Source organism: Pseudomonas sp. NFIX49 (genome assembly GCF_900115915.1).
GTDB classification, from domain to species: Bacteria; Pseudomonadota; Gammaproteobacteria; order Pseudomonadales; family Pseudomonadaceae; genus Aquipseudomonas; species Aquipseudomonas pharyngis.
The window spans coordinates 354,496-378,753 of the sequence record NZ_FOYE01000004.1; the positions used below are offsets into that span (position 1 = coordinate 354,496).

Below are 24,258 nucleotides of genomic sequence, written 5' to 3' on the forward strand. Positions count from 1 at the left end.
GGGATTAGCCGGGTTAGTCGAGTTTGGCCGGCGGCGGTTCCTGCAACGGTTTCTGGTCGTCGCTGACCGGCACGATGGTTTTGGTTTCCGGCTCGATCGGCACCATCTTGTATTCCTGGCCGTGTAGGTTCTTCAGGTAAACCTCCATCTGGCGGAACGAGATGTTGATGTGCTGCTTCTTGAACTCGCGGTTGATGAAGCGGTTGACCTCGTCGAGTACCGGGTTGCGGTCGCCGAGATCACGCACATGCATGCGCAGTTCGTGGTCCAGGGTGCTTTCGCCGAAGTTGAGGAAGTACACGTGCGGCTCGGGTTCCTTGAGCACGCGCGGGTTTTCACGGGCGGCCTTGAGCAGCAGTTCCTTGACCAGATCCAGATCCGAACCGTAATCGACGCCCAGTTTCAGGGTCACCCGAGTGATGGTGTCGGTCAGCGACCAGTTGATCAGTTGCCCGGTGATGAACGTCTTGTTCGGGACAATGATGTCCTTGCGGTCGAAGTCGGTGATGGTCGTGGCGCGGATGCGGATCTTGCTCACCGTACCCGAGAGGTTGCCGATGGTGATGGTGTCGCCGATCCGCACCGGGCGTTCGAACAGGATCATGATACCGGAGATGAAGTTTGCGAAGATCTCCTGCATACCGAAGCCGAGACCCACCGACAGCGCCGCCACCAGCCACTGCAACTTGTCCCAGCTGACGCCGAGGGTCGACAGGGTCGAGACGAAACCGACCCCGGCGATCACGTACGACAGCAGCGTGGTCGTCGCGTAGGCACTGCCCTGGGCCAGATTGAGTTTCGACAGTACGAACACTTCAAGCAGGCCCGGCAAGTTGCGGGCGAGGGCAAAGGTGATGCCGATGATGATCAGCGCGCCGAGCATGTCGCCGATGCTGATCGGCACCATGCTCATATTGGCGCCGGTGCCGCTGGTGTATTCGTAGAGGGTGATGTTGTCGAGGTACGAAAACACCGTGATCAGGTCGGCCCAGACCCAGTACAGCGCGGCGATGAAGCCGCCGAGCAGTGCCAGACGGATCAGGCGCAGAGACTGTTCGTTGACCTTTTCGATGTCCAGGGTCGGCTCTTCGATCACTGCTTCGCCGTCGCCGGCTTCTTTCGCGGCCTGACGTTTGGCCAGGGCGCGCTGGTAGGCCAGACGGCGTGCCGCGACCGCCAGGCCACGGACGAAAGTCGCTTCGATCACCAGCCAGAACATCAGCAGGTACAACGTGTTGATCAGGCGGTCGCTGAGCTTCAGCGCGGTGTAGTAGTAGCCGAAGCACACGGCGACGAACAGCGCGATGGGCAGCAGGGTGAACATCACGCCCACGGCCTTGCGGAACAGCGAGGCGTTTTCGTGGGTCGGGCTGCTGATCAGCAAGCGGCTGAGCAGCCACGCCATCAGCGCATAGCAGGTCAGCACCACCGGCATGCCCAGCACATCGTCGGCCAGTGCCGCCGGTTGCAGTTCGGCAACCGCCACCACCGCCACCAACGCCATGACCACCAGTCCGAGGCGACGCACCCAGCCTTGCAGGAATTCGACCTGCGGCTTCTCCCAGCGGAAGTGCAATTCGGCCACGCCACCCGGCGCGAGGATCCGATAGGCGGTGTAGAACACCAGCCACGCCTGGGCCATTTGCAGCAGCGCCGCGCCCATGTTCGCGTTCTGCCCACGGGCGTCGATCTGCAACGCCAGTCCGCACAGGGCCAGGCCCAGCGCCACCGGCATCGCCAGCAGAATATTGATCAGGATCGCCTGCGGCGTGTGCCACTGACTGTCACGCTTGAAGTGGCCGATGTCCTGGTGAACCTTGTTCAGGCGCGAATACAGTTGCTTGCGCCGCCACAGCAGCGCGCCGATCAGCAGCGCCAGCGGCAGGAACAACAGCGGTCGCTGGGTCAGGCCGTCGGTCAGTTCACTGAGGCTCGAGGCCAGCGGCAAGGTGTCGATCTGACGCTTCAGGCGCTCCGGCACGCCGCGCATCCATTCGGTGTCCAGCGGCTTGTTGCTCGGAATCCAGAACATCTGCTCGTCGAGGGTCGCGCGCAGGCTTTGCGCGGTACTCAGCAGTTGCTTCTGGTTCAGTTGCAGGGTGATCGACTCGTTGAGCATCGCGCTCAGTTCGCGACTCAGTCGCTCCAGCAGATCAACGCGAGTGTTGGCCAGCTCCAGCAGACTCTTGCGAAGTTGTGGCGTGACTTGCTCCGGCGGCTGGGTGGACAGCAGGTTGTCGACGTAAGTCGCCGGATTGCTCAGCTGTTCGCGCTGTTGGTTGATTTCGAACTGGTACAGGCGAATGTCGGCGATCTGGTCCGCCAGATCGCGGTCGACCTTGAGGCGCGGCAGCGCTTGCTTCTGCTTATAGAGAATCTTCGACAGCAGCAGGCTGCCCTTGAGCACGTTGATCTGCTCGTCGAGGGCCGAGTCGCTCTGGGTCACGCTGTCCAGTTGCTGCTTGGTCTGCAGGTTCTGCTGGGTGAGTTCGTTGAGACGGTCGGTGCTTTTGAGCAGGTAGTCGGAGAGCTTGAGGTTGGCCGCGCTTTCCGTGGCGAGCAGGGCGCTGCTGCCGGACTTTTGGGCCTCGATCGACTGCTGCGTCACGGTTTCCTGCGACAGGGTCAAGCGCTTCTGGTTGATCAGGGTTTGCAGTTCCTGGATCTCGCGGTCCAGACGGTCGGATTTTTCCGAAAGCAGGTCATGCTGACTGTTGCCCAGATCCTGCAACTGGTTGTTGCCGGCCAGTTCCTGACGGCGCAGCGGGATCAGCGCGTTCAAGGCGGCCAGTTCGGCGTTGAGCAGGTCGCGCTGCTCGGCGCTGACGGTTTTGCCGGCGTCCTTGCCGGTCTTGAGGATGTTATTGATCTGCTGGATGCGCGTCTGGCTGCTGGAAATCTCGGCCTGGGCACGCTCGGGACGGGTCTGGGCGGTGATGATCAGGCTATTGGCGTCGGCCAGGGCTTTTTGCAGATCGCTTTGCTGGGTCGAGCGCTCGGTGAGCATCTGCTCCAGCTGCTGGATGTTTTCCTTGGGGAAGCGCTGCGCCACCGGCACCACGGCGCTGGCCTTGAGGCGGGTCAGTTCGCGCGAATTCTCGATGGTCTGCTTTGGCGCAGTGGCCAGCTGCTGCTTGAGGTCAATCAGCTTCTGCTCGTAGTCACGCCGGTTGTTGAGCTGGTTCAGCGTGTTTTGCAGGACCGTCTGCAGGGCCTTCTTGTCGGCTTCGGGCAGTTTGCTGTCGGTGAGTTTATCCAGGCTGGCCTGCACGGCGTCGCTGGACGGCGGTTCGGCGGCTTGCAGCGGGCCGACGGAAAGACTCAGGCCCAGCAGGGCCGCGAGGAAAAAGGAGCGCAGGGTAGGCATAGAGACCGGTCAAGCAAGTGAGAGTGGACGCAGTTTAGAGGAAGAGTCCGGGGCCCGGGCGACTTCCTTCGGGGAATCTGACGCCCACTTTGCCGATCTTGTTCCCGTCCATGACCGCAACCGTCCAGTGGGTGTTGTTCCATTCCACCTGGTCGCCAACGATTGGCGCACCGCCGACTTTCTGGGCAATGAAGTGGCCCAGGGTCATGTCCGGATCGATGCCTTCGGCGGGCAGGCCGTACAGGGCGGCAACCGCTTTGAGCTGGGCGTCTCCTTCGAGTACGAAGTCGCCGAAGAAGCGCAGATCGAGGCCGCGTTGCGGCGCCTGGCTGAACAGTTTTCCGAGGGCCGGAAGGTTGTGTTCATGGCCGATAACACACAGCAAATCATCGACTTCCAGCACCGTACTACCCGACGGATGGAGCAGTTGCTGACCGCGAAACAGCGCAGCGATACGGGTGCCTTCGGGCATTTTCAGTTCGCGCAGGGGCGAACCGATGCACCATTTTTCCGCGCCGAGTTTGTAAACGAACAGTTCCCACTCGCTGGTGACGTGCACTTCGAGCGCCGCGCGGGAGATCGGCGCCGGCTCCGGCGGCACCGTCACCTTGAGCAGCTTGGCCACCCACGGCAGGCTCGTGCCCTGCACCAGGAGCGACACCAGCACGATGAAGAACGCGAGGTTGAAGTACAGCTGCGCATTCGGCAGCCCGGCCATCAGCGGGAACACCGCCAGAATGATCGGTACCGCGCCACGCAGGCCGACCCAGGAAATGAAGGCTTTCTCGCGACCGTGGAAGGCCTTGAATGGCAGCAGGCCGACCAGCACCGACAGTGGCCGAGCGAACAAAATCATCCACAGCGCCAGACCCAGCGCCGGCACGGCGATCGGCAGCAGATCATGCGGCGTGACCAGCAAGCCCAGCACCAGGAACATGCCGATCTGCGCCAGCCACGCCATGCCGTCGAGCATGTGCAGGATGCCGTGACGGCTGCGCACCGGGCGGTTGCCGATCACCAGACCACACAGGTACACGGCGAGGAAACCGCTGCCGTGCAGGGCGTTGGTCAGGGCGAACACCACCAGACCGCCGGCGATCACCAGAATCGGATACAGACCGGCCGCCAGATTGATCCGGTTGACCAGTTGCAGCATCAGCCAGCCTCCGCCCAGACCGATCACGCCCCCGATGCCGAACTCGCGGATCAGGTGGGTCAACAGGCTCCAGTGCAGGCCGGTCTGGCCGCTGGCGAGCATGTCGATCAGGGTCACGGTGAGGAACACCGCCATCGGGTCGTTGCTGCCGGATTCGATTTCCAGGCTGGCGGTCACCCGTTCGTTCAGGCCCTTGCCACCGAGCAACGAGAACACCGCGGCGGCGTCCGTGGAGCCGACGATGGCGCCGATCAGCAGGCCTTGAATCAGATTGAGGTCGAACAGCCAGGCGGCGGCCATGCCGGTGAGGCCGGTGGTGATAAGAACGCCGACCGTCGCCAGCGACAAGGCCGGCCACAGGGCCACACGGAAACTGGACACCCGGGTGCGCAAGCCGCCGTCGAGCAGGATCACCGCCAGCGCGAGGTTGCCGACCAGATAGGCCGTCGGGTAGTTATCGAAAATGATGCCGCCGCCATCGACCCCGGCAGTCATGCCGACCGCGAGGATGATCACCAGAATCGGGATGCCGAGACGGGAAGACAGGGAGCTGACAAGAATACTTGCGCCTACCAGCAACGCGCCGATCAAGAACAGGCTGTTGATGGTCGTCGCATTCAAAGGCAGTACTCCAGAAGCGGAAAGACGGGCACAAACTGACCATGCAGTCTGCGTGCCAGCGATTCTAACCTGTTGAAATGTGATGCTGTCAAAAAGCTTTTTCAGCTTGGCGCATGATCGTTCCCACGCTCCGCGTGGGAATGCCTTAATGGACGCTCTGCGTCCGCTTCTGGGACGCGGAGCGTCCCGGGCTGCATTCCCACGCGGAGCGTGGGAACGATCAACCTCTCGATGTGAGAATGATCAAAGGGGGCTTCTATCTCAGAGGCTAAACCGCCCAACCATATTGTTCAGATCCAGCGCCAATCGCGACAGCTCATTACTCGCCGCACTGGTCTGATTCGCGCCGGTCGCCGATTGCACCGACAGATCGCGGATGTTCACCAGGTTGCGATCCACCTCCCGCGCCACTTGCGCCTGCTCTTCAGCGGCGCTGGCGATCACCAGGTTGCGCTCGTTGATTTCGACGATGGCCGTGTTGATGGTGTCCAGCGACAGGCCGGCGCCACGGGCGATGTTCAGGGTCGACTCGGCGCGTTCGGTGCTGTTGCGCATCGAGTCCACGGCGTGTTCGGTGCCGCTCTGGATGCTGCCGATCATGCGCTCGATTTCGCTGGTCGACTGCTGGGTGCGGTGTGCCAGGGCCCGGACTTCATCGGCCACCACGGCAAAACCACGGCCGGCTTCACCGGCACGGGCCGCTTCAATCGCAGCGTTGAGCGCCAGCAGGTTGGTCTGGTCGGCCAGGCCGCGGATCACGTCCAGCACCTTGCCGATGTCGCGGGATTCGTTGGCCAGATCGCCGATCAGGGTGGCGGTGCTCTGCACGTCGGCGCTCATGCGTTCGATGGCGCTGACGGTTTCCTGCACCAGATCACGACCGTCGCCGGCGGAGGTGGTGGCGTTCTTCGAGGCTTCCGAGGTGCTGACCGCGTTGCGCGCGACTTCTTCAACAGCGCTGGTCATCTCGTTGACCGCGGTGGCAGCCTGTTCGATTTCGTTGTTCTGCTGGGTCAGCCCACGGGCGCTTTCGTCGGTGACGCTGTTCAGCTCTTCGGCGGCGGAGGCCAGTTGCGTGGCCGAGCCGGAAATCCGTTGCAGGGTGTCGCGCAGCTTCGATTGCATCTTGGCCATGGCTGCCAGCAGGCGTCCGGCTTCGTCGGTACCATCCACGTGGATCGGCTGGGTCAGGTTGCCCTCGGCGATGGTTTCCGCCGCATCCAGTGCCTTGGCGATTGGCTTGGTGATGCTGCTGGTCAGCAACCAGGCGAACAGCAAGGTCAGGCCGGTGGCGATCACCAGCAGGGTCACCACCAGATTGAACGACATCGAATACTGATCAGTGGCGCCCTGATTGGTCTCGGCGATCTGTTGGGTGTTGATCTCCAGCAAACGTGCGAGGGCGGTATTCACCGCTTCGGAGTTGGCGAGCAAATCGGTGTTGAGCATCTGCCGCAATTCGTCGACCTGATTGTTGCGCGACAGAGTCTTCATCCGGTCTTCGAGTTGACGGTACTGCGCCAGCAACTGCACGTACTGATCGTAAGCGGCGCGTTCTTGCGGGCCATCGATCAGCGGCTCGTAGGCGCGTTGCGCGTCGGCGATCTGCCGGTTGCGCAAATCGAACAGTTCGATGGTTTTTTGCTGGACGTCTGGCTCTCGGTTGATCAGCAACCGATACGACAGCACGCGCAGGCGCAGGGTCAACTGGGTGAATTCGTCGAGGGCCTTGATCGAAGGCACGCTGGTGGTGGCGATGTCTTCGCCTGCTGCGCGGATCTTGCTCATCTGATTCAGGGCGAACACGCCGAGAATCAGCATCAGGCCGCCGATCAGGGCGAAACCGGTGAACGCCCGGGGGGCGATGTTCATATTGCGAAGGGACATGGAGGCGGATACCAGGGAAGGGCCGCATCCGTGCGGGCTGAGACTGCTGTTGGGTGACTTATCGGTCATACGACTAAAGTCTTGAGGCGGTGTGCGTATTTGTCGCACGGGGCGTCGGGCGACGAAGTGCAGGAACCAGATCGGCAGATCACAGTCTCTAACACTCGCAAGAACGGTCGGCCGCCAGGAAAATCAAGGCCTTGCGCCGGTTTAACCCTGGCGTCAACGATGACTTTTCTTTATCGTACGCGCCCTTTGAAAAAGCCCTGGAAGATCAAAATGTTGGAAGCATCCCTCAGCCAATTGGAACAGCTCGTCAGCGACCTGGTGCAACAGAACCAGACCCTGTCGGAAACCAACCAGACCCTGTCCACGGAACTGGCCCAGGCCAAGGATGAAAACGAAAGCCTGCAACTGAGCCTGATGGAACAGGAAGAAAAGCACGGCGCTACCGCCGCGCGCATCCAGGCCCTGGTTGATCGCGTCAACGCAGGTCCTGTCAGCGCATGAACCATGGCACAGCAGGGGTAAAAGTCATCTCCATCATGGGGGAGGACTATTCGATCAAGGCACCGGCCGGGGAAGAACAGACCCTGCTGGACGCTGCGTTGATGCTCAAGGCCGCACTGGCCGACACCAAGAAGAAATACCCGACCCTGATCGGCGACCGCCTGCTGGTGCTGGCGGCGATGAATCTGTGCTCGCAGCAGATTGAAATGAAGAAGCAGCACCAGCAGGAACTCGAGCGTTACCAAGAGCAAGTCAGCGCCACGGTCGAGACCATCGCCAAGACCATCAATCAGGGTTGATGGGTTGCGCACAACCAAAGAATAAGATTGTCGATTGCGCTGTATACAATCGGCACGGCTGTTGCAGTGTTTCAGCCTCTTATTCTTTGGGGGTGCTCCATGCAGTTCTGGCGTCGCAGTATTCAATGGCAGCTGATCCTCGGTATGGGCACCGCCCTGCTGGTCAGCATTCTGATCGTGGTTGGCATTTATACCCTGGTGGTCAACCGCCTCGCCCAGAGCTATCTGGTCGAACAGGCGCTGCCGTCGAGCATCGAAGCGACGCGCAACGACATCGAACGAATCCTCGTTCAACCCCTCACCGCTGCTAAAGACATCGCCAGTAACACCATGGTCCGCGACTGGCTGGCCAACGGTGAAGACTCCGGCAAAACGGCAGGCTTTGCGCAGTATCTGGAAGGCATCCGCGCCGAACACAAGGCGTTCACTGCGCTGATCATCGGCACCGAATCCAATCACTACATCACCGAAAAAGGCCTGGATCGCACCCTCAGTCGATCCAAGCCGGCCGATGCGTGGTTTTACTCGTTTCTCGACAGCAATCAGCCGCGAACCCTGAACATCGACAACGACGGGGCCACCGGAGAGCTGGCGCTGTTCATCGATTTGAAGGTGGAGCAGGCCGGCAAAGTGGTCGGCGTCGCGGGACTCGGGTTGAGCATGAAAGAGCTGTCGGAGCTGATCCACAACTTCAGCTTCGGGGAGCGAGGCAAGGTCTATCTCGTGCGTTCCGACGGCTTGATCCAGGTCCATCCCGAGGCGCAGTTCAGCGGCAAGCGCACCTTGAGCGAGCAGATCGGCACCTCGGCAGCACAAGCGGTCATGGGCCATAAAGCGGCTAGCAACAGCAGTTTCCAGCGCGACGGCGAAGATTTCCTCGCCTTCAGCCTGCCCCTGCGCGACCTCGGCTGGACCCTGGTGGCCGAAGTGCCGCAGTCGCAGATCTACGCCGAAGCCCGCCGGGCGATGTGGATGAGCAGCGGCATCGGCTTGGTGGTGGCGCTGGTTTGCCTGGCGCTGGTGATCTGGCTGGCTCAGGGGTTGGTCCGACCGATTCGTCAGGTAACAGCGGCGCTGGTAGCAATCGGTAGCGGTGGTGGAGATTTGACTCACCGGTTAGATTCCAGCCGTGCCGATGAACTGGGCGACCTCGCCCGGGGCTTCAACCGTTTCCTCGACAGCCAGCGCGGGATGATCGGCGAAGTGCTGACCACCAGCGAACGTCTGCGCATTGCCGTCGGCCAGGTGGCCAGGGTTGTGGATAACACCGCCGAACGCTCCGGTCGCCAGCAGGAAATGACCGACATGGTCGCCACTGCCGTCCACGAAATGGGCCTGACCGTGCAGGAGATCGCCCAGAACGCCGGCAACGCCGCGCTCGCCTCGCAAACCGCCCGCGACGAAGCGCTGCAGGCGCGAGAGGTGGTCGGCGGCTCGATTCGCCATATCGAAAGCATGTCCGATGAAATTGGCGTCGCGGCCGGCGCGGTGGGTGAGTTGGCGCATCAGGTGGCGTCGATCGATCAGGTGCTGGCGGTGATTCGCGGGGTGTCCGAGCAGACCAACCTGCTGGCGTTGAACGCTGCCATCGAGGCTGCTCGAGCTGGCGATATGGGGCGTGGTTTTGCAGTGGTGGCCGACGAGGTGCGGACATTGGCGCGCCGGACTCAGGCGTCTACCGACGAGATTCAGCAGATGATCGGCAGCCTCAAGCAGGGGGCGGAGAATGCGGTGTCGTCGATGCGCACCGGGCAGGCCGCGACGGGCACCGGAGTCGAATCGAGCCAGCGTACCGGGGCGTCTTTGACTGCGATTACCGGGCAGGTCGAGCGCATCAGCGACATGAACCATCAGGTGGCGACGGCGACTGAGGAACAGTCGGCGGTGACCGAGGAGATCAACCGCAACGTGCAGGGCATTTCCGATCTGGCCCGGGCGACGGCGGGGGAGGTCCGCGCCTGTCGTGAGGATTGTCAGATGTTGCAGCGGCTGGCGGATGATCTGGCGCGGCAGATGGGTGGGTTCAAGTTGAGCTGACTGATCGTTCCCTGTCGAGGCACCGATCGTTCCCATGCTCCGCGTGGGAATGCCTCCTGTGACGCTCTGCGTCACGATCTCAAAGGGACGCGGAGCGTCCCGGGCTGCATTCCCACGCAGAGCGTGGGAACGATCATTAAGAGGTCAGAACCACGCATCCTGCATTGCCAGACACGTATCATCCCGCGCCTCCAGCAACGCCAGCTCATGCTGGCACCCCGGCACTTCCCACGTCAGGAAATAACGCGCCGCCTGCAACTTGCCCTTATAGAAGTCGGCATCCGCCGCGTTCCCCTTGGCCAACCCTTCCTCGGCGCGAATCGCCTGCTCCAGCCAGCGCCAGCCAATCACTGCATGCCCGAACACCTTCAGGTACAGCGCCGAATTCGCCAGACTGCTGTTGACCTTGCCCTGTGCCAGATCGGTCAGCAGGCCGATGGTCACCGTCTGTAGGCGCGCCACCAGTTTCTCCAGTGGCTCACGCAGTGCGGTCAACGATTCGTACGCCACCGCGCGCTCGGCGGTGTCGGCGATCAGGCGGATCAGTTGCTTGAGTCCGGCGCCGCCGTTCTGCGCCAGTTTGCGTCCCAGCAAGTCCAGCGACTGAATGCCGTGGGTGCCTTCGTGGATCGGGTTCAAACGGTTGTCGCGGTAGTACTGCTCCACCGGGTATTCGCGGGTGTAACCGTGGCCGCCGAGAATCTGGATCGCCAGTTCGTTGGCCTTGAGGCAGAACTCCGATGGCCAGGATTTGACGATCGGGGTCAGCAAATCCAGCAGTTCATGGGCCTGTTTGCGCTCGGTCTCGGTTTCCAGCGTAGTGGTGTCATCGAACAGCCGCGCCGCGTACAGACCGAGATCGAATGCCCCTTCGACGTAGGATTTCTGCGTCAGCAGCATGCGTCTGACATCCGCGTGCTGAATGATCGCTACCGGCGCCGTCGTCGGATCCTTGCTGTCCGGCACTCGGCCCTGCGGACGTTCGCGAGCGTATTCCAGCGAGTACAGATAACCGGCATAACCGAGCATCACCGCGCCCATGCCGACGCCGATCCGCGCCTCGTTCATCATCTGGAACATGTAGCTCAAGCCGTGATGAGGCTTGCCCACCAGATAACCGACACACTCGCCGTTATCGCCGAAGTTCAGCGCCGTGGATGTCGTTCCGCGCCAGCCCATCTTGTGGAAAAGCCCGGCCAGCAGCACGTCGTTGCGCTTGCCGAGGCTGCCGTCATCGTTGACCAGAAACTTGGGCACGATGAACAGCGAAATACCCTTCACCCCGGCCGGTGCGTCCGGCAGCTTGGCCAGCACCATGTGCACGATGTTTTCCGAGAGCGGGTGATCGCCGCCGGAGATGAAGATCTTGTTGCCCTTGAGGCGATAAGTGCCGTCGGACGCAGGCTCGGCGCGGGTACGAATATCCGACAGCGACGAACCGGCATGGGGCTCGGTCAGGGCCATGGTGCCGAAGAAGCGGCCGTCGATCATCGGTTGCAGGAAGCGTTGCTTCTGCTCTTCGGTGCCGAAGCTTTCGATCAGGTTGGCCGCGCCCATGGTCAGGAACGGATAGGAAGTCGACGCCGCGTTGGCCGATTGGAAGTGGGCGAAGCAGGCCTGGGACAACAATGTAGGAAGTTGCATGCCGCCGGCGTCGAAACTGCGCGCCGCGTTGAGGAATCCGGCTTCGAGGAAGGCGTCCACCGCCGGTTTCACTTCGGGAATCAGAATCGCCTGACCGTTCTCATAGCGCGGTTCGTTCTCGTCGCCCTTGCGGTTGTGCGGCGCGAAGTACTTTTCAGCGATATTGCGTGCCGTGCCAATGGCGGCATCGAAGGTTTCGCGATTGTGCTCGGCAAACCGCTCGCGCCGGGTCAGGCCCTCGGCATCGAGGACTTCGTACAGCTCGAAAGCCAGATTGCGGGAACTGAGCAGCGTCTCGGACATGGCGGCCTACCTTTTTTTGGAATGGGCCGAGTCTAGGCGTGCGAATAAAGCCTGAACAGGAAGATTGATAACGGTGATGGAGAGGCCAAAAAAATGGGCGCCGGTGAGGGCGCCCATTTCTATGTTCCTGTGCTGATCGTTCCCACGCTCTGCGTGGGAATGCCTCAAGGGACGCTCCGCGTTCCAGCCGCGCTGCCAACTTCAAGTCTGACACCGATGGGACGCGGAGCGTCCCGGGCTGCATTCCCACGCGGAGCGTGGGAACGATCTCGCGAGAGTTAGCCGATGGTCATCAGGCTGGCGTTACCGCCTGCTGCCGCGGTGTTGACGCTCAACGCGCGCTCGATCACCAGACGCTCCAGCGCAATGTTGGTCTCGCCCTGGGACAGGCCCTGAACTCCAACAATGGCGCCAGCACGCTTGGCGATCTGCTGGCAGACCGCGCGCAACTGGTCGGAATGGCCGTGATGCAGAACCGCATCGAACACCACGTCGTCCTTGTTCCAGTCGGAAACCAGTTTGATCCGCGCCTGAATTTCCTTCGGCAGGCGTGCGAACAATGCCTTGCTGGTGTCGGATTCCGGCCAGACCGCCGAACCGCCTACAGCCAGTACCGCCGCGAGTTGGGTCAGCAGATCACCTTCGATGTCCGCCAGGCACAGCACGTGCTCGCGCGGCAGGATCGCGTAGCTGTTCTTCTCGCCGGTCGGGCCGGCCAGTACGCGGGTGATACCGCTTTGCGACTGCGCTGCGTACTGCACGCACAGAGTGCTCAGATCGGCGAACTTGTTGCTGTCGGCCCAGCCTTTCAGGGCGGTCAGCGGTTTGCTCATGGCGTCGCGCAGACGAACGTCCGGCGCCACGGCAGCATCACCGCGAGCGAAGGACTGTTCGATGGCATCGGTAGGACGCGTCGACAGCAGACGGTACAGGTACAGCGGGCCACCGGCTTTCGGGCCAGTACCCGACAGGCCTTCGCCACCGAACGGTTGGACGCCGACCACGGCACCGACGATGTTGCGGTTGACGTAGACGTTGCCGGCGTTGACGTTGTCGATCACCTTGGCGATGGTCTCGTCGATGCGGGTGTGCACGCCGAGGGTCAGGCCGTAACCGGAGGCGTTGATCTGGGCGATCAACTGGTCGATCTCTTTACGCTTGTAGCGCACCACGTGCAGCACCGGGCCGAAGATCTCGCGTTGCAGCTCGTCGAAGCTTTCCAGCTCGATCAGGGTCGGCATGACGAAGGTGCCGCGTTTGACTTCCTCCGTGTCGGCGATGGCCACCTGGTACACGTTGCGACCTTTGTCGCGCATGCCCTGGATGTGCTTCTCGATACCGGCCTTGGCTTCGGCGTCGATCACCGGACCGATGTCCACGGACAGGCGCTCCGGGTTGCCGAGACGGCTTTCAGCCATCGCACCCTTGAGCATTTCGATGACGCGATCAGCGGAATCTTCCTGCAGGCACAGGACGCGCAGGGCCGAGCAACGCTGACCGGCGCTGTCGAAGGCCGACGACACCACGTCGATCACCACCTGTTCGGTCAGTGCCGAAGAGTCGACGATCATCGCGTTCTGGCCGCCAGTTTCGGCGATCAGCGGAATTGGACGGCCCTGGTTGTCGAGGCGGCCGGCGATGTTGCGTTGCAGCAGGCGGGCGACTTCGGTGGAGCCGGTGAACATCACGCCTTTGACGCGCTCATCGCCCACCAGACCGGCGCCGACGGTTTCACCGCGACCCGGCAGCAGTTGCAGCACGCCTTCCGGAATCCCGGCTTCGAGCAGCAGACGCACGGCTTGTGCGGCGACCAGCGGAGTCTGCTCGGCCGGTTTGGCCAGCACCGGGTTACCGGCGGCCAGTGCGGCGGCAACCTGACCGCTGAAGATCGCCAGCGGGAAGTTCCACGGGCTGATGCACACCACCGGGCCCAGTGGGCGGTGGGCGTCGTTGCTGAAATCGTTGCGTGCCTGCACCGCGTAATAACGCAGGAAGTCGACCGCTTCGCGGACTTCGGCGATGGCGTTGGCGAAGGTCTTGCCGGCTTCGCGGGCCAGCAGGCCCATCAGCGGCTGGATCTCGCCTTCCATCAAGTCAGCGGCACGTTCCAGAATCGCGGCACGTTCGGCGGGCGGGGTGGCCTGCCAGATCGGCGCGGCGTTGAGGGCGCATTGAATGGCGTTGTCGACGTCTTCGACCGTGGCTTCCTGCACGTGGCCGACCACGTCACGCAGATCGGACGGGTTCAGCACCGGTGCCGGCGCTTCGTTGCTGGAGGCGCAACCGAGCATCGGCGCGGCTTTCCAGTTGTTGTGCGCAGTCGCCAGCAGGGCGCAGGACAGTGAGGCCAGACGATGTTCGTTGGCCATGTCGATGCCGGCGGAGTTGGCGCGCTCGGAACCATACAGGTCACGCGGCAGCGGAATGCGCGGGTGCGGCAGGCCGAAACCACCTTCCACGGTTGCCATCTGCTCGATCTGCGCAACTGGATCGGCGACCAGTTCCTGAATCGAAATCGACTGGTCGGCGATGCGGTTGACGAACGAGGTGTTGGCGCCGTTTTCCAGCAGACGACGTACGAGGTACGCCAGCAGGGTTTCGTGGGTGCCGACCGGAGCGTACACACGGCACGGACGGTTCAGCTTGCCTTCGGAAACTTTGCCTACAACCTGCTCGTACAACGGTTCGCCCATGCCGTGCAGGCATTGGAATTCGTACTGGCCCGGGTAATAGTTCTGACCGGCAATGTGATAAATCGCCGACAGGGTGTGGGCGTTGTGCGTGGCGAACTGCGGGTAGATGACTTCCGGCACCGACAGCAGTTTGCGGGCGCAGGCGATGTAGGAAACGTCGGTGTACACCTTGCGGGTGTAGACCGGATAGCCTTCCAGGCCTTCGACCTGGGCACGCTTGATTTCGCTGTCCCAGTACGCGCCTTTCACCAGACGGATCATCAGGCGATGACGGCTGCGGCGAGCCAGGTCGATCACGTAGTCGATCACGTACGGGCAACGCTTCTGGTAGGCCTGGATCACGAAACCGATGCCGTTCCAGCCGGTCAGTTGCGGCTCGAAGCACAGGCGCTCGAGCAGATCCAGCGACAGCTCCAGGCGGTCAGCTTCTTCGGCGTCGATGTTCAGGCCGATGTCGTATTGCTTGGCCAGCAGGGTCAGCGACAGCAGGCGCGGGTACAGCTCGTCCATCACGCGCTCGTACTGGGCACGGCTATAACGCGGGTGCAGGGCCGACAGTTTGATCGAAATGCCCGGGCCTTCATAAATCCCACGGCCGTGGGACGCTTTGCCGATCGAGTGAATGGCTTGTTCGTACGAGGCCAGGTACTTCTGGGCGTCGTGTTCGGTCAGCGCCGCTTCACCAAGCATGTCGTAGGAATAACGGAAGCCCTTGGCTTCGAACTTGCTCGCATTGGCCAGGGCCTCGGCGATGGTTTCGCCGGTGACGAACTGCTCGCCCATCAGGCGCATGGCCATGTCGACGCCCTTGCGGATCATCGGCTCGCCGCTCTTGCCGATGATGCGGCTCAGGGAAGAAGTCAGGCCGGCTTCGTTGTGGGTGGAGACCAGTTTGCCGGTCAGCAGCAGGCCCCAGGTTGCGGCGTTGACGAACAACGACGGGCTGTTGCCCAAGTGCGGCTGCCAGTTGCCGGTGCTGATCTTGTCGCGGATCAGCGCATCGCGAGTGCCTTTGTCCGGGATCCGCAGCAGTGCTTCGGCCAGGCACATCAGCGCCACGCCTTCCTGGGACGACAGGGAAAATTCCTGCAACAGGCCCTGAACAATGCCTGCACGACCGCCGGCACTCTTCTGGTTACGCAGTTTTTCCGCGATGGTTGCGGCGAGTTTGTTGGTAGCTTCGGCCATCGGCGCCGGCAGGCGCGCCTGCTCGATCAGCATCGGCACCACTTCCGGCTCGGGGCGACGGTAAGCGGCGGTGATCGAGGCGCGCAGCACCGATTGCGGCAGGATGCTTTCAGCAAATTCGAGGAAGCATTGGTGCGCGTGATCGGTGTGGACTTCACCTGCGTCGTCGGTGTCCTTGGCGGACAAACCGTTCAGCTCGGTCAGGGTTGCACCACCCTCGAGTTTTTCCAGGTAATTGAAAATTGCCTGCTTGATCAGCCAGTGCGGTGTGCGATCAATCGAGGTTGCGGCGGCCTTCAGGCGCTCGCGGGTCGGGTCGTCAAGTTTGACCCCAAGGGTGGTGGTAGCCATATTTTTATCCTCATAGGTGCCGCAGTTGCGCGACAACAGCTGGCGGCAAGATTAGCCGCGAGCCGAAACAGGTGCAACCGGGTGCAACCCTTTTTTGTCGGAATATTCTGCAGCTCGTCAGGAAATAATTTCTGGTACGAAAGTGCTGCTCCTGCTTGGTGCTTTTGCTTCTAGAAAAGCGTTGTCACTGCGTTAAAAGGGAGCAAAAAGCCACTTCCGTAGGATAAATCCGACTGGGTGCAACTAATTCTCAAGAAACTGGTTGCACCTGTTTTGCTTTGTTGCATAGGATTCGCGCCCAAGGTGCAACCGGGGAAACCCGACGCACCGGCCAATGGCTTTCCTGGGGAAACATTGGTCATAAATGCGCGGCCGTGCGAATCGTCTGTCAGGCATCAGTCTGCAAACGGTGCAACCGCCGCCGCTACATAAAAACAAAGCCAGGGCACGTACGTAATGAGCGCAAGCAATCCAACCCTGATCACGTTCGTGATCTACATCGCAGCAATGGTGCTGATCGGCTTCATGGCCTATCGCTCCACCAACAACCTTTCTGACTACATTCTGGGTGGCCGCAGCCTGGGCAGCGTGGTAACGGCATTGTCCGCCGGCGCTTCCGACATGAGCGGCTGGTTGCTGATGGGCCTGCCGGGCGCCATCTACATGTCCGGCCTGTCCGAAAGCTGGATCGCCATCGGCCTGATCGTCGGTGCCTACCTGAACTGGCTGTTCGTCGCCGGCCGTCTGCGTGTTCAAACCGAGCACAACGGCGATGCGCTGACCCTGCCGGACTACTTCTCCAGCCGTTTCGAAGACAAAAGCGGTCTGCTGCGCATCATTTCGGCGGTGGTGATTCTGGTGTTCTTCACCATTTATTGCGCTTCCGGCATCGTGGCCGGTGCCCGCCTGTTCGAAAGCACCTTCGGTATGTCCTACGAGACCGCGTTGTGGGCCGGTGCTGCGGCGACGATTGCCTACACCTTCGTCGGCGGTTTCCTCGCGGTGAGCTGGACCGATACCGTACAAGCCACGCTGATGATCTTCGCCCTGCTGCTGACGCCGATCATCGTGCTGCTGGCTACCGGCGGCGTCGACACCACGTTCCTGGCCATCGAAGCACAGGACCCGAGCAACTTCGACATGCTCAAAGGCACCACTTTCATCGGCATCATCTCGCTGATGGGTTGGGGTCTGGGCTACTTCGGCCAGCCGCACATCCTTGCGCGCTTCATGGCCGCTGATTCGGTGAAATCGATCGCCAACGCCCGTCGCATCTCCATGACCTGGATGATCCTGTGCCTGGGCGGCACCGTGGCCGTGGGCTTCTTCGGTATCGCCTACTTCTCGGCGCACCCGGAAGTCGCGGGTCCAGTGACCGAGAACCACGAGCGTGTGTTCATCGAACTGGCGAAGCTGCTGTTCAACCCGTGGATCGCCGGTGTACTGCTGTCGGCCATTCTGGCTGCCGTGATGAGCACCCTGAGCTGCCAGTTGCTGGTGTGCTCGAGCGCCCTGACCGAAGACTTCTACAAGGCTTTCCTGCGCAAAAACGCTTCCCAGGTTGAGCTGGTCTGGGTCGGTCGTGCCATGGTGTTGCTGGTTGCACTGATCGCCATCGCGATGGCCGCCAACCCGGATAACCGTGTGCTGGGTCTGGTGTCCTACGCCTGGGCTGGTTTCGGTGCAGCGTTCGGTCCTGTGGTGCTGATCTCGGTGATCTGGAAGAAGATGACCCGTGACGGCGCTCTGGCCGGCATCCTGGTCGGCGCAATCACCGTGATCGTGTGGAAGCATTTCGAGCTGCTGGGTCTGTACGAAATCATCCCGGGCTTCATCTTCGCCAGTCTGGCGATCTACCTGGTCAGCCTGATGGGCCAGCCTAGCGCCGGCATGGTTCAGCGCTTTGAAGCGGCCGAGAAGGATTTCCATCTGAACAAGTGATGGGAATGAGCTGAGGCTCACAAGAAAACGGCCCGCTTCCTGCCAGGAAGCGGGCCGTTTTTTATTGCCTGCGATTTTTCCGAAGGAAAAGTCTGTAGTCGAATGCGCCGATTCTTGAAGGGGAGATCGAAGTTTCAAGTAGGGAAAATCTGATTTTTCAGTCACCCAACCTGCATCCCTTGCCCCTCATGCAGAATCGCCCGCCCTCAATCTGCAGAGAGACATCGGATGTTCGCGCCTGCCAATCAACCGCGTTTCACGTTGACCGTCGAAGGCGCCCAGTTTGACCTCAAAGTCCTTGAGTTCACGGGCAAGGAAGCCATCAGCCAACCCTTCCGCTTTGACCTGGAGCTGGTCAGTGAGCGGCCGGACCTGGATCTGGAAAGCCTGCTGCACTGTCAGGCTTTTCTGAGTTTTGATGAAGACGGTTCCGGTATCCACGGTCAGATCTATCGGGTTGGGCAGGGGGATTCCGGCAAGCGTCTGACCCGCTATCACGTCAGTCTTGTTCCGCGTCTGGCCTATTTGGGTCACCGGATCAATCAGCGAATTTTCCAGCATCAGAGCGTGCCGCAGATCGTGACGCAGATCCTCAAGGATCACGCGATCCTGCGCGATGCCTTTGAATTTCGCCTCGGCAGTGATTACCCGGCGCGTGAATATTGCGTGCAGTACGCCGAGAGCGATCTGGCGTTCATCCAGCGGCTGTGTGCCGAAGTCGGCATTCATTTCCATTTTCAGCACAGTCCCGATGGGCATCTACTCGTATTCGGCGACGATCAAACGGTATTCCCCCGTCTGGCCGAGCCGACGCTGTACCTGCCGGGCAGTGGCATGGCTGCGGCGGCGCCGGCGATCAAGCGCTTCACCGTTCGAGTGGAAACCCGCACCAGTGTGGTCACCCGGCGTGATTACGACTTCACCAAACCCCGGCTGGCGCTGCAAAGTCGCGCCGAAAGCGAGCAGCGCCCGGTGCTGGAGGATTACCACTTTCCCGGCCAGTTCACCGAGCGCGAAACCGGCAAGCAACTGGCCCAGCGCACCCTTGAGCGGCATGTCGCCGACTATCGTCAGGCCGAGGGCCGCAGCGATCAATCTGCCTTGGTCAGTGGACATTTCCTGCAACTGACCGAGCATCCGCGCCAGGATTTGAACGACCTCTGGCTGCTGACCTCTCTCGAACACCATGGCCGACAGCCGCAAGTGCTGGAGGAATCGGTCACCAGCGACGGTGATGAATTCCAGGGTTACCGTAATACCTTTCTCGCCACGCCGTGGGACGTGTTCTTCCGCCCGCCGATGGGCCCGGAAAAACCACGGATGCTCGGCTATCAACCGGCCGTGGTCACCGGCCCGAAAGACAGTGAAATCCATTGCGACGAGTATGGCCGGGTCAAGGTGCAACTGGCCTGGGATCGCGACGGTGAGCTCAATGAGCATTCCAGCTGCTGGCTGCGGGTCGCCAGCGGCTGGGCCCATGATCGTTATGGCAGCGTGCTGATTCCGCGGGTCGGCATGGAAGTGCTGGTGGGGTTCATCGATTCCGACGCCGACAAACCGCTGGTCATGGGTTGCCTGCCGAACGCCGCCACTCCGGTGCCGCTGGATCTGCCGGCCGACAAGACCCGCAGTATTTTCCGCAGCCAGAGTAGTCCCGGTGGTGGGGGCTACAACGAATTGCGTATCGAAGATCGCAAGGGCGCCGAGGAAATCTACCTGCGCGCCCAGCGAAACTGGACGCAGCATGTACTGAATGATCAACAGGTACAGGTGGATAACCAGCGCAGTGTTGTCGTCACCGGCCTCGCCAAACACGAGCTGAAAGCCGATGAGCAGCGCATCACCCACGGCCAGCGCCAGACCGAGGTGAGGCAGGACGACCACCTTACGGTGGCCGGCGACCGGCACATCCGCGTGAGCAATCAGGCGATCAACGCCAGTGCTCAATTCCACGTCAGCGCCGGTCAGCAAGTGGTGATCGACGGCGGCGCGAGCGCGACGATTCAGGCGGGCGGGCAGTGGATCAACATCGGCCCCGGCGGGATCTTCAGCAGCGTACCGATCGTTGTGGGTGGTGCGCCGATGGCGGCGATGAGTGCGGCGCCGACAGTGCCGGGGTTGCCGGAGAAACTGGTGGCGGCCCCGGCTGCGATTCTGACTGCCGCGCAAATCATGAGCCTTAAAGGTGATGCGCCTTTCTGTGAAGAATGCGAGCGCTGCAAGGACGGTGTGTGCCCAACTCCGACTCTGCCCCCGAGTAGCTTGACCGACTCCCCAAAGCCCTCGGCCCGGCCGACGCCTTCCGGCGTTGAGCCGGGCTTTCATATTGTTGAACAGGGAATGTCTCGGGCAGCGCTTGAATCAACGTTGTTCCCGCAGCCGGATCCTGCCGTGCTGGATAAATTCCGCAGTCTTAATCCACAACTCACGCAATACGCAAAACCCGGTCAACTTATTGTCCTGAGTGATCCACGTAATACGCAGTGCACGCGCGAAGAAGCGTTGTTGATGGAGGCGGCGCAGAAGGTTGATGCGGCGCTGACGCCAATGAGTGATGCGGAGGCTGAGTTTATGGTTCGACATCACGGTGAGATTCAGTCGTTTTTATCTCAGGGTTCGACGGCCGTGGGGATCGGCTCGGCGATGTTCAGTAATCATCTGGACAATCTTGGCAAGACGCTGGCAGAGCTGGAGATACTGCATAAGCAAACCTTTGATAAACACGGAAAGCTTCAGGGCGCTGATTTCTTTTCCAAGCGCAAAAAGTTGATGGCGCAGCTGGATGGCAGTCTTAGCCCGCTAGTGCGTAAAACGGCTGGTTTGCCCGATCATCCAAACCTGAAAAAAACGTTGGGTATTTCCAGCCGGAGTCTCGTTCACCATTGGAGCAAGGCTGGTATTGCGGGTGAGATTCCCGGATACGCAACGCATATTCAAGGCGTAAGTAAGGCCAGCAAGGTGATCAAGTTAGGTGGTTGGGTTGGGGTTGGTCTGGGGGCGACGGCTTCGGGGTTAAAGGTCAGGGAGACTTGCCGGCTAGGTACGGAGGAAGCTTGCAGGAAAGTGAAGTTCACCGAGACGGCGAAATTTGCCGGTGCATTTGGGGGAAGCCTCGGTGGTGGTATCGCGGGCTCTCTTGTATGCGTTGGCATTGGCCTGGGTACTGCAGGAACAGGTGGGGTGCTTTGCTCATTGGTTCTGGTCGGGGCTGGAACTTTTGGAGGGGGAGTGGGTGGCGAGATTTTGGGTGAAAAGGTTGGTGAGGTCATTTATGAGGGAGTCGGCACATGACGAAGGCTGATGAAATCTGGTTCGTTTTGACTTTTGGCGGAGTGTTCTTTGGTCTTGCTTTCATATCTGTTGTCGGTCAGGTCTATCTGGCTCTATTCAGAAAGGAGGCGATTTTTCGTTTTCTCAGTAATTCGCAAGGCGTGTCAGTGCGTAAGCCTCTGAGTGGTGGGGTTTTGGGTGCTTATTTCATGTTGGCGTGCATAGGCTCGTACCTGCTCCTGCCATCCCGGGCAATCAAGGGGGGGGCTTTGGATGGGAGTGACTTACTGAATTTTCCGAAGGGTTTGTTGCGTTTGATTCGCTTTGTGTATTTATCGGCATTTGGAAGTTTCGTAGTGATGGTTGTTTTTTTATTGGTTACGAACTTTATGGGGTGGATTGAATGAAATTGAATGACTGGCAGTTATAGGTTTATGAGAGACGATTCTGTTAGAAATTGGCTTCAAACCCACCCCCTTGACAGTGCTGAACAACTCTTCGCCATCTTCTGCAATGCGAGCATCGCCGAGCCGTTCAAAGTTTGGCAACGCTCGAAGTTTGCGTCGGCACCTAGCCCTGTTTGGGCGGATACGATCTATACCGAGTGGGATGCGGTGATGCCCTACGTGGGAATCGTCGACGCGGGCAGTGAGTTTCTGGATTGGGTGGCGACCACGGAGTCTCGCGACTGGGGTTGGCTGGCGGTTTCTTCGGCGGGGCTTGAGGCGGTGGTCGAGCACTTTCGCAGTTTGACCCAGGTGCTGATGCCGGACGGGAAAGCGGTGTTCTTCCGCTTTTGGGATGGGCGGTTTTTGTTGCCGATCCTTGAGTCGTCCGAGGTGGATGCCGGGCAATTGCTGCCGGTTCTCACGCGAGGCTTGATCAACGGTCAGGCCGTCGAGATCGGGGGCAGGGCGCGGGTCTCGGGTCGGGAGTTTCCCTGGTGGTCGGTGCCGGAAAAGCTGCTGGCGCAATTCGGTAGTGATGCCCGAATCAACAATGCCTTGCAGTGGTTGAGCGAGGAACAACCGGCGTTGTTCGAGGCGCTTCCCGCCGATGTCTTGCGCTGCAAGGTTGTCAGGTTTTTTGCGGTTTCAGCGTCGGACGAATCGTCGGCTTCGGCATTGCTGGACTACTTGCGGGACGAGTCAGAGTGAAATTTCCGGGCAAAGGCTTCGGACGTTTCCTGCGAGTTGCGGCGGTTTGCGTGAACTGGTGGGCGAGGTGGTGCGGGGATAGTCTTTGGTTGTCTCCGCAAGTGTGGAGACAGGGCGTAGGAGCCCTGATTTCAGAGCAGTGCATAAGCGTCGTTGCCCGATTTGCGGCAGTCTTCGCTCGACCGTAAGATCTTTTGCGGCGGTTATGCGCGGGCACGCTTCGGCGTGGCTGAGTGCTCTGGTCTCAGTCCTCCTACCCCGCGCATGGCTGCCACCCAATCCTGTAGGAGGGAAACGGTGTGCGCCTCTTTCACTACCAGAGGATTAAACAATGAGCACGCTTCATCCAGATCCACCCTACGAACCCTTCATCCCCCACCCCGACAACCGCCTCATGGCGCTGACCAGCAACTGCAACGACATGCCCACCCTGTTCATCGACACCCACGCCCCGCTCGACATCCTGATGGACGCCGCCAACTACCGCATCCGCGCCGTGATTCAGGTCCTGGAAAACATGTGCATGCGCGGCTCGGTCGAGTGCGACTCGGTCATCCTCAGCGACTTCGCCCAACTCTGCGTAATTCCGCTGCGTGACGGCTGTGATGTCTTGGATGTGATTGGCAAACGCCTACACGCCATACCGTCCTGACTCGATCGTTCCCACGTCGAGGCGTCAAACCGTCTACGTGGGAATGCCTCCAGGGATGCACCGCGTTCCAGGCGTCCACCGCAATTGGGGCTGATACCCCATGGACGCGGAGCGTCACGGGCTGCATTCCCACGCAGAGCGTGGGAACGATCATTAGTGCAGCGGCACGCCACTCAGCTGCGAGCCCCTGACTTGCCGCCCGGTAAAAGGTAAACTTCACGGCCCTCGCAGGAGCAGCCATGAATTATCGTCACGCCTTCCATGCCGGCAATCACGCCGATGTGTTCAAACACCTGACCTTGACCCGCCTCATCGCCCTGATGTCACGCAAGGAGCAGCCGTTTGCCTATCTCGACAGCCATGCCGGCATCGGTCTGTATGACCTGCAGGGCGATCAGGCCAACCGTACCGGCGAGTACCTGGAAGGCATCGCGCGGTTGTGGGATCAGCCGGATCTGCCGGCGCTGACTGCCGACTACATGAAAGTGCTGCACGAGATGAACCCGGATGGCCAGTTGCGTTATTACCCGGGTTCGCCGGAGCTGGCGCGGCGTCTGACTCGTTCCCAGGATCGGGTGATGCTCAACGAGAAGCACCCCGAAGACGGCGTCCTGCTCAAGGACAACATGGCCGGTGATCGTCGGGTCAAAGTGCATCTGGGCGAGGGCTGGCATGTCGCCCGGGCGATGTTGCCGGTGCAGGAGAAACGCGCGGTGATGCTGATTGATCCGCCGTTCGAACAGCTCGATGAAATGCAGCGTTGTGCGGCGTCGATGAAAGAGGCCATCGGCCGGATGCGCCAGACCGTCGCGGCGATCTGGTATCCGGTGAAGGATCAGCGCGCATTGCGTCGTTTCTATCAGGATCTGGCCGGCACCGGTGCGCCGAAGTTGTTGCGGGTCGAGCTGCTGGTGCATCCGCTGGATACGCCGAACAGCCTGAACGGCTCCGGGCTGGCGATTGCCAATCCGCCGTGGGGGCTGGAGGAAGAATTGCGTGAGCTGCTGCCGTGGCTGTCCAGGAAACTTGGGCAGACCCAGGGTGGGTGGCAGATGGACTGGTTGATCGCCGAAAGCTGATCAACCGTCAATGATCGTTCCCACGTCGAGGCGTCGAACCGTCCGCGTGGGAATGCCTCAATGGACGCTCTGCGTCCGCTATTGGGACGCGGAGCGTCCCGGG

Annotated in this window: 13 protein-coding genes and 2 pseudogenes; 9 read left to right on the forward strand and 6 right to left on the reverse strand. The window is 60.9% G+C overall.

Going from position 1 to position 24,258, the window contains the following annotated elements:
- Positions 1-13: 13 nt before the first annotated feature.
- The 4 genes and pseudogenes from mscK to BMZ46_RS29820 all read right to left on the reverse strand — a co-directional run.
- A complete protein-coding gene (mscK, locus tag BMZ46_RS13595; protein ID WP_039766495.1) occupies positions 14-3,367 on the reverse strand; it encodes a mechanosensitive channel MscK in 3,354 nt (1,117 codons plus the stop codon).
- Positions 3,368-3,401: 34 nt separating this feature from the next.
- Positions 3,402-5,144, reverse strand: coding sequence for a potassium/proton antiporter (locus tag BMZ46_RS13600; protein ID WP_039766498.1), 1,743 nt, complete (start codon positions 5,142-5,144; stop codon positions 3,402-3,404).
- A gap of 261 nt (positions 5,145-5,405) precedes the next feature.
- Positions 5,406-6,278 (reverse strand): methyl-accepting chemotaxis protein, encoded by an 873-nt coding sequence (locus BMZ46_RS29815; protein ID WP_371850982.1) that lies wholly within the window; start codon positions 6,276-6,278, stop codon positions 5,406-5,408.
- Positions 6,261-7,100 (reverse strand): annotated as a pseudogene (locus tag BMZ46_RS29820) (MCP four helix bundle domain-containing protein); the annotation flags it as partial. The gene BMZ46_RS29815 and the pseudogene BMZ46_RS29820, both read right to left, overlap by 18 nt.
- 210 nt (positions 7,101-7,310) lie before the next feature.
- Here BMZ46_RS29820 and BMZ46_RS13610 point away from each other — a divergent pair.
- The 3 genes from BMZ46_RS13610 (at position 7,311) to BMZ46_RS13620 (ending at position 9,877) form a co-directional block, all read left to right on the forward strand.
- Positions 7,311-7,541 carry a hypothetical protein gene (locus BMZ46_RS13610; protein WP_007952320.1) on the forward strand — a complete coding sequence of 77 codons (231 nt, stop codon included), beginning with the start codon at positions 7,311-7,313 and terminating at the stop codon, positions 7,539-7,541.
- Positions 7,538-7,840, forward strand: coding sequence for a cell division protein ZapA (locus BMZ46_RS13615; protein WP_039766503.1), 303 nt, complete (start codon positions 7,538-7,540; stop codon positions 7,838-7,840). The genes BMZ46_RS13610 and BMZ46_RS13615 overlap by 4 nt, the downstream gene beginning before the upstream one ends.
- A 99-nt stretch (positions 7,841-7,939) precedes the next feature.
- Positions 7,940-9,877 (forward strand): methyl-accepting chemotaxis protein, encoded by a 1,938-nt coding sequence (locus tag BMZ46_RS13620; RefSeq protein WP_074689595.1) that lies wholly within the window; start codon positions 7,940-7,942, stop codon positions 9,875-9,877.
- A gap of 144 nt (positions 9,878-10,021) precedes the next feature.
- Here the strand turns inward: BMZ46_RS13620 and BMZ46_RS13625 are convergent, their stop codons facing one another.
- Entirely contained in the window at positions 10,022-11,824 is a 1,803-nt protein-coding gene (locus tag BMZ46_RS13625) for an acyl-CoA dehydrogenase (protein ID WP_074689596.1), read from the reverse strand.
- A 278-nt stretch (positions 11,825-12,102) separates the two neighbouring features.
- On the reverse strand, positions 12,103-16,056 hold the full coding sequence (putA, locus tag BMZ46_RS13630) for a trifunctional transcriptional regulator/proline dehydrogenase/L-glutamate gamma-semialdehyde dehydrogenase (RefSeq protein WP_074689597.1): 3,954 nt from the start codon (positions 16,054-16,056) through the stop codon (positions 12,103-12,105).
- A 456-nt stretch (positions 16,057-16,512) separates the two neighbouring features.
- Here putA and putP point away from each other — a divergent pair, with 456 nt between their 5' ends.
- The 6 genes and pseudogenes from putP (at position 16,513) to BMZ46_RS13660 (ending at position 24,155) form a co-directional block, all read left to right on the forward strand.
- Positions 16,513-17,997 (forward strand): sodium/proline symporter PutP, encoded by a 1,485-nt coding sequence (gene putP / locus BMZ46_RS13635; RefSeq protein WP_039766513.1) that lies wholly within the window; start codon positions 16,513-16,515, stop codon positions 17,995-17,997.
- A gap of 228 nt (positions 17,998-18,225) precedes the next feature.
- Positions 18,226-20,232: pseudogene (locus BMZ46_RS13640) on the forward strand (type VI secretion system tip protein VgrG); the annotation flags it as partial.
- Positions 20,233-21,284: 1,052 nt separating this feature from the next.
- Positions 21,285-21,674: a hypothetical protein gene (locus BMZ46_RS13645; RefSeq protein WP_074689598.1), complete on the forward strand. Its 390-nt coding sequence runs from the start codon at positions 21,285-21,287 to the stop codon at positions 21,672-21,674.
- A 6-nt stretch (positions 21,675-21,680) separates the two neighbouring features.
- A complete protein-coding gene (locus BMZ46_RS13650; protein ID WP_371855304.1) occupies positions 21,681-22,424 on the forward strand; it encodes a DUF4123 domain-containing protein in 744 nt (247 codons plus the stop codon).
- Positions 22,425-22,755: 331 nt separating this feature from the next.
- Positions 22,756-23,076 carry a hypothetical protein gene (locus BMZ46_RS13655; RefSeq protein ID WP_074689599.1) on the forward strand — a complete coding sequence of 107 codons (321 nt, stop codon included), beginning with the start codon at positions 22,756-22,758 and terminating at the stop codon, positions 23,074-23,076.
- A gap of 239 nt (positions 23,077-23,315) precedes the next feature.
- Positions 23,316-24,155 carry a 23S rRNA (adenine(2030)-N(6))-methyltransferase RlmJ gene (locus tag BMZ46_RS13660; RefSeq protein ID WP_074689600.1) on the forward strand — a complete coding sequence of 280 codons (840 nt, stop codon included), beginning with the start codon at positions 23,316-23,318 and terminating at the stop codon, positions 24,153-24,155.
- Positions 24,156-24,258 lie beyond the last annotated feature (103 nt).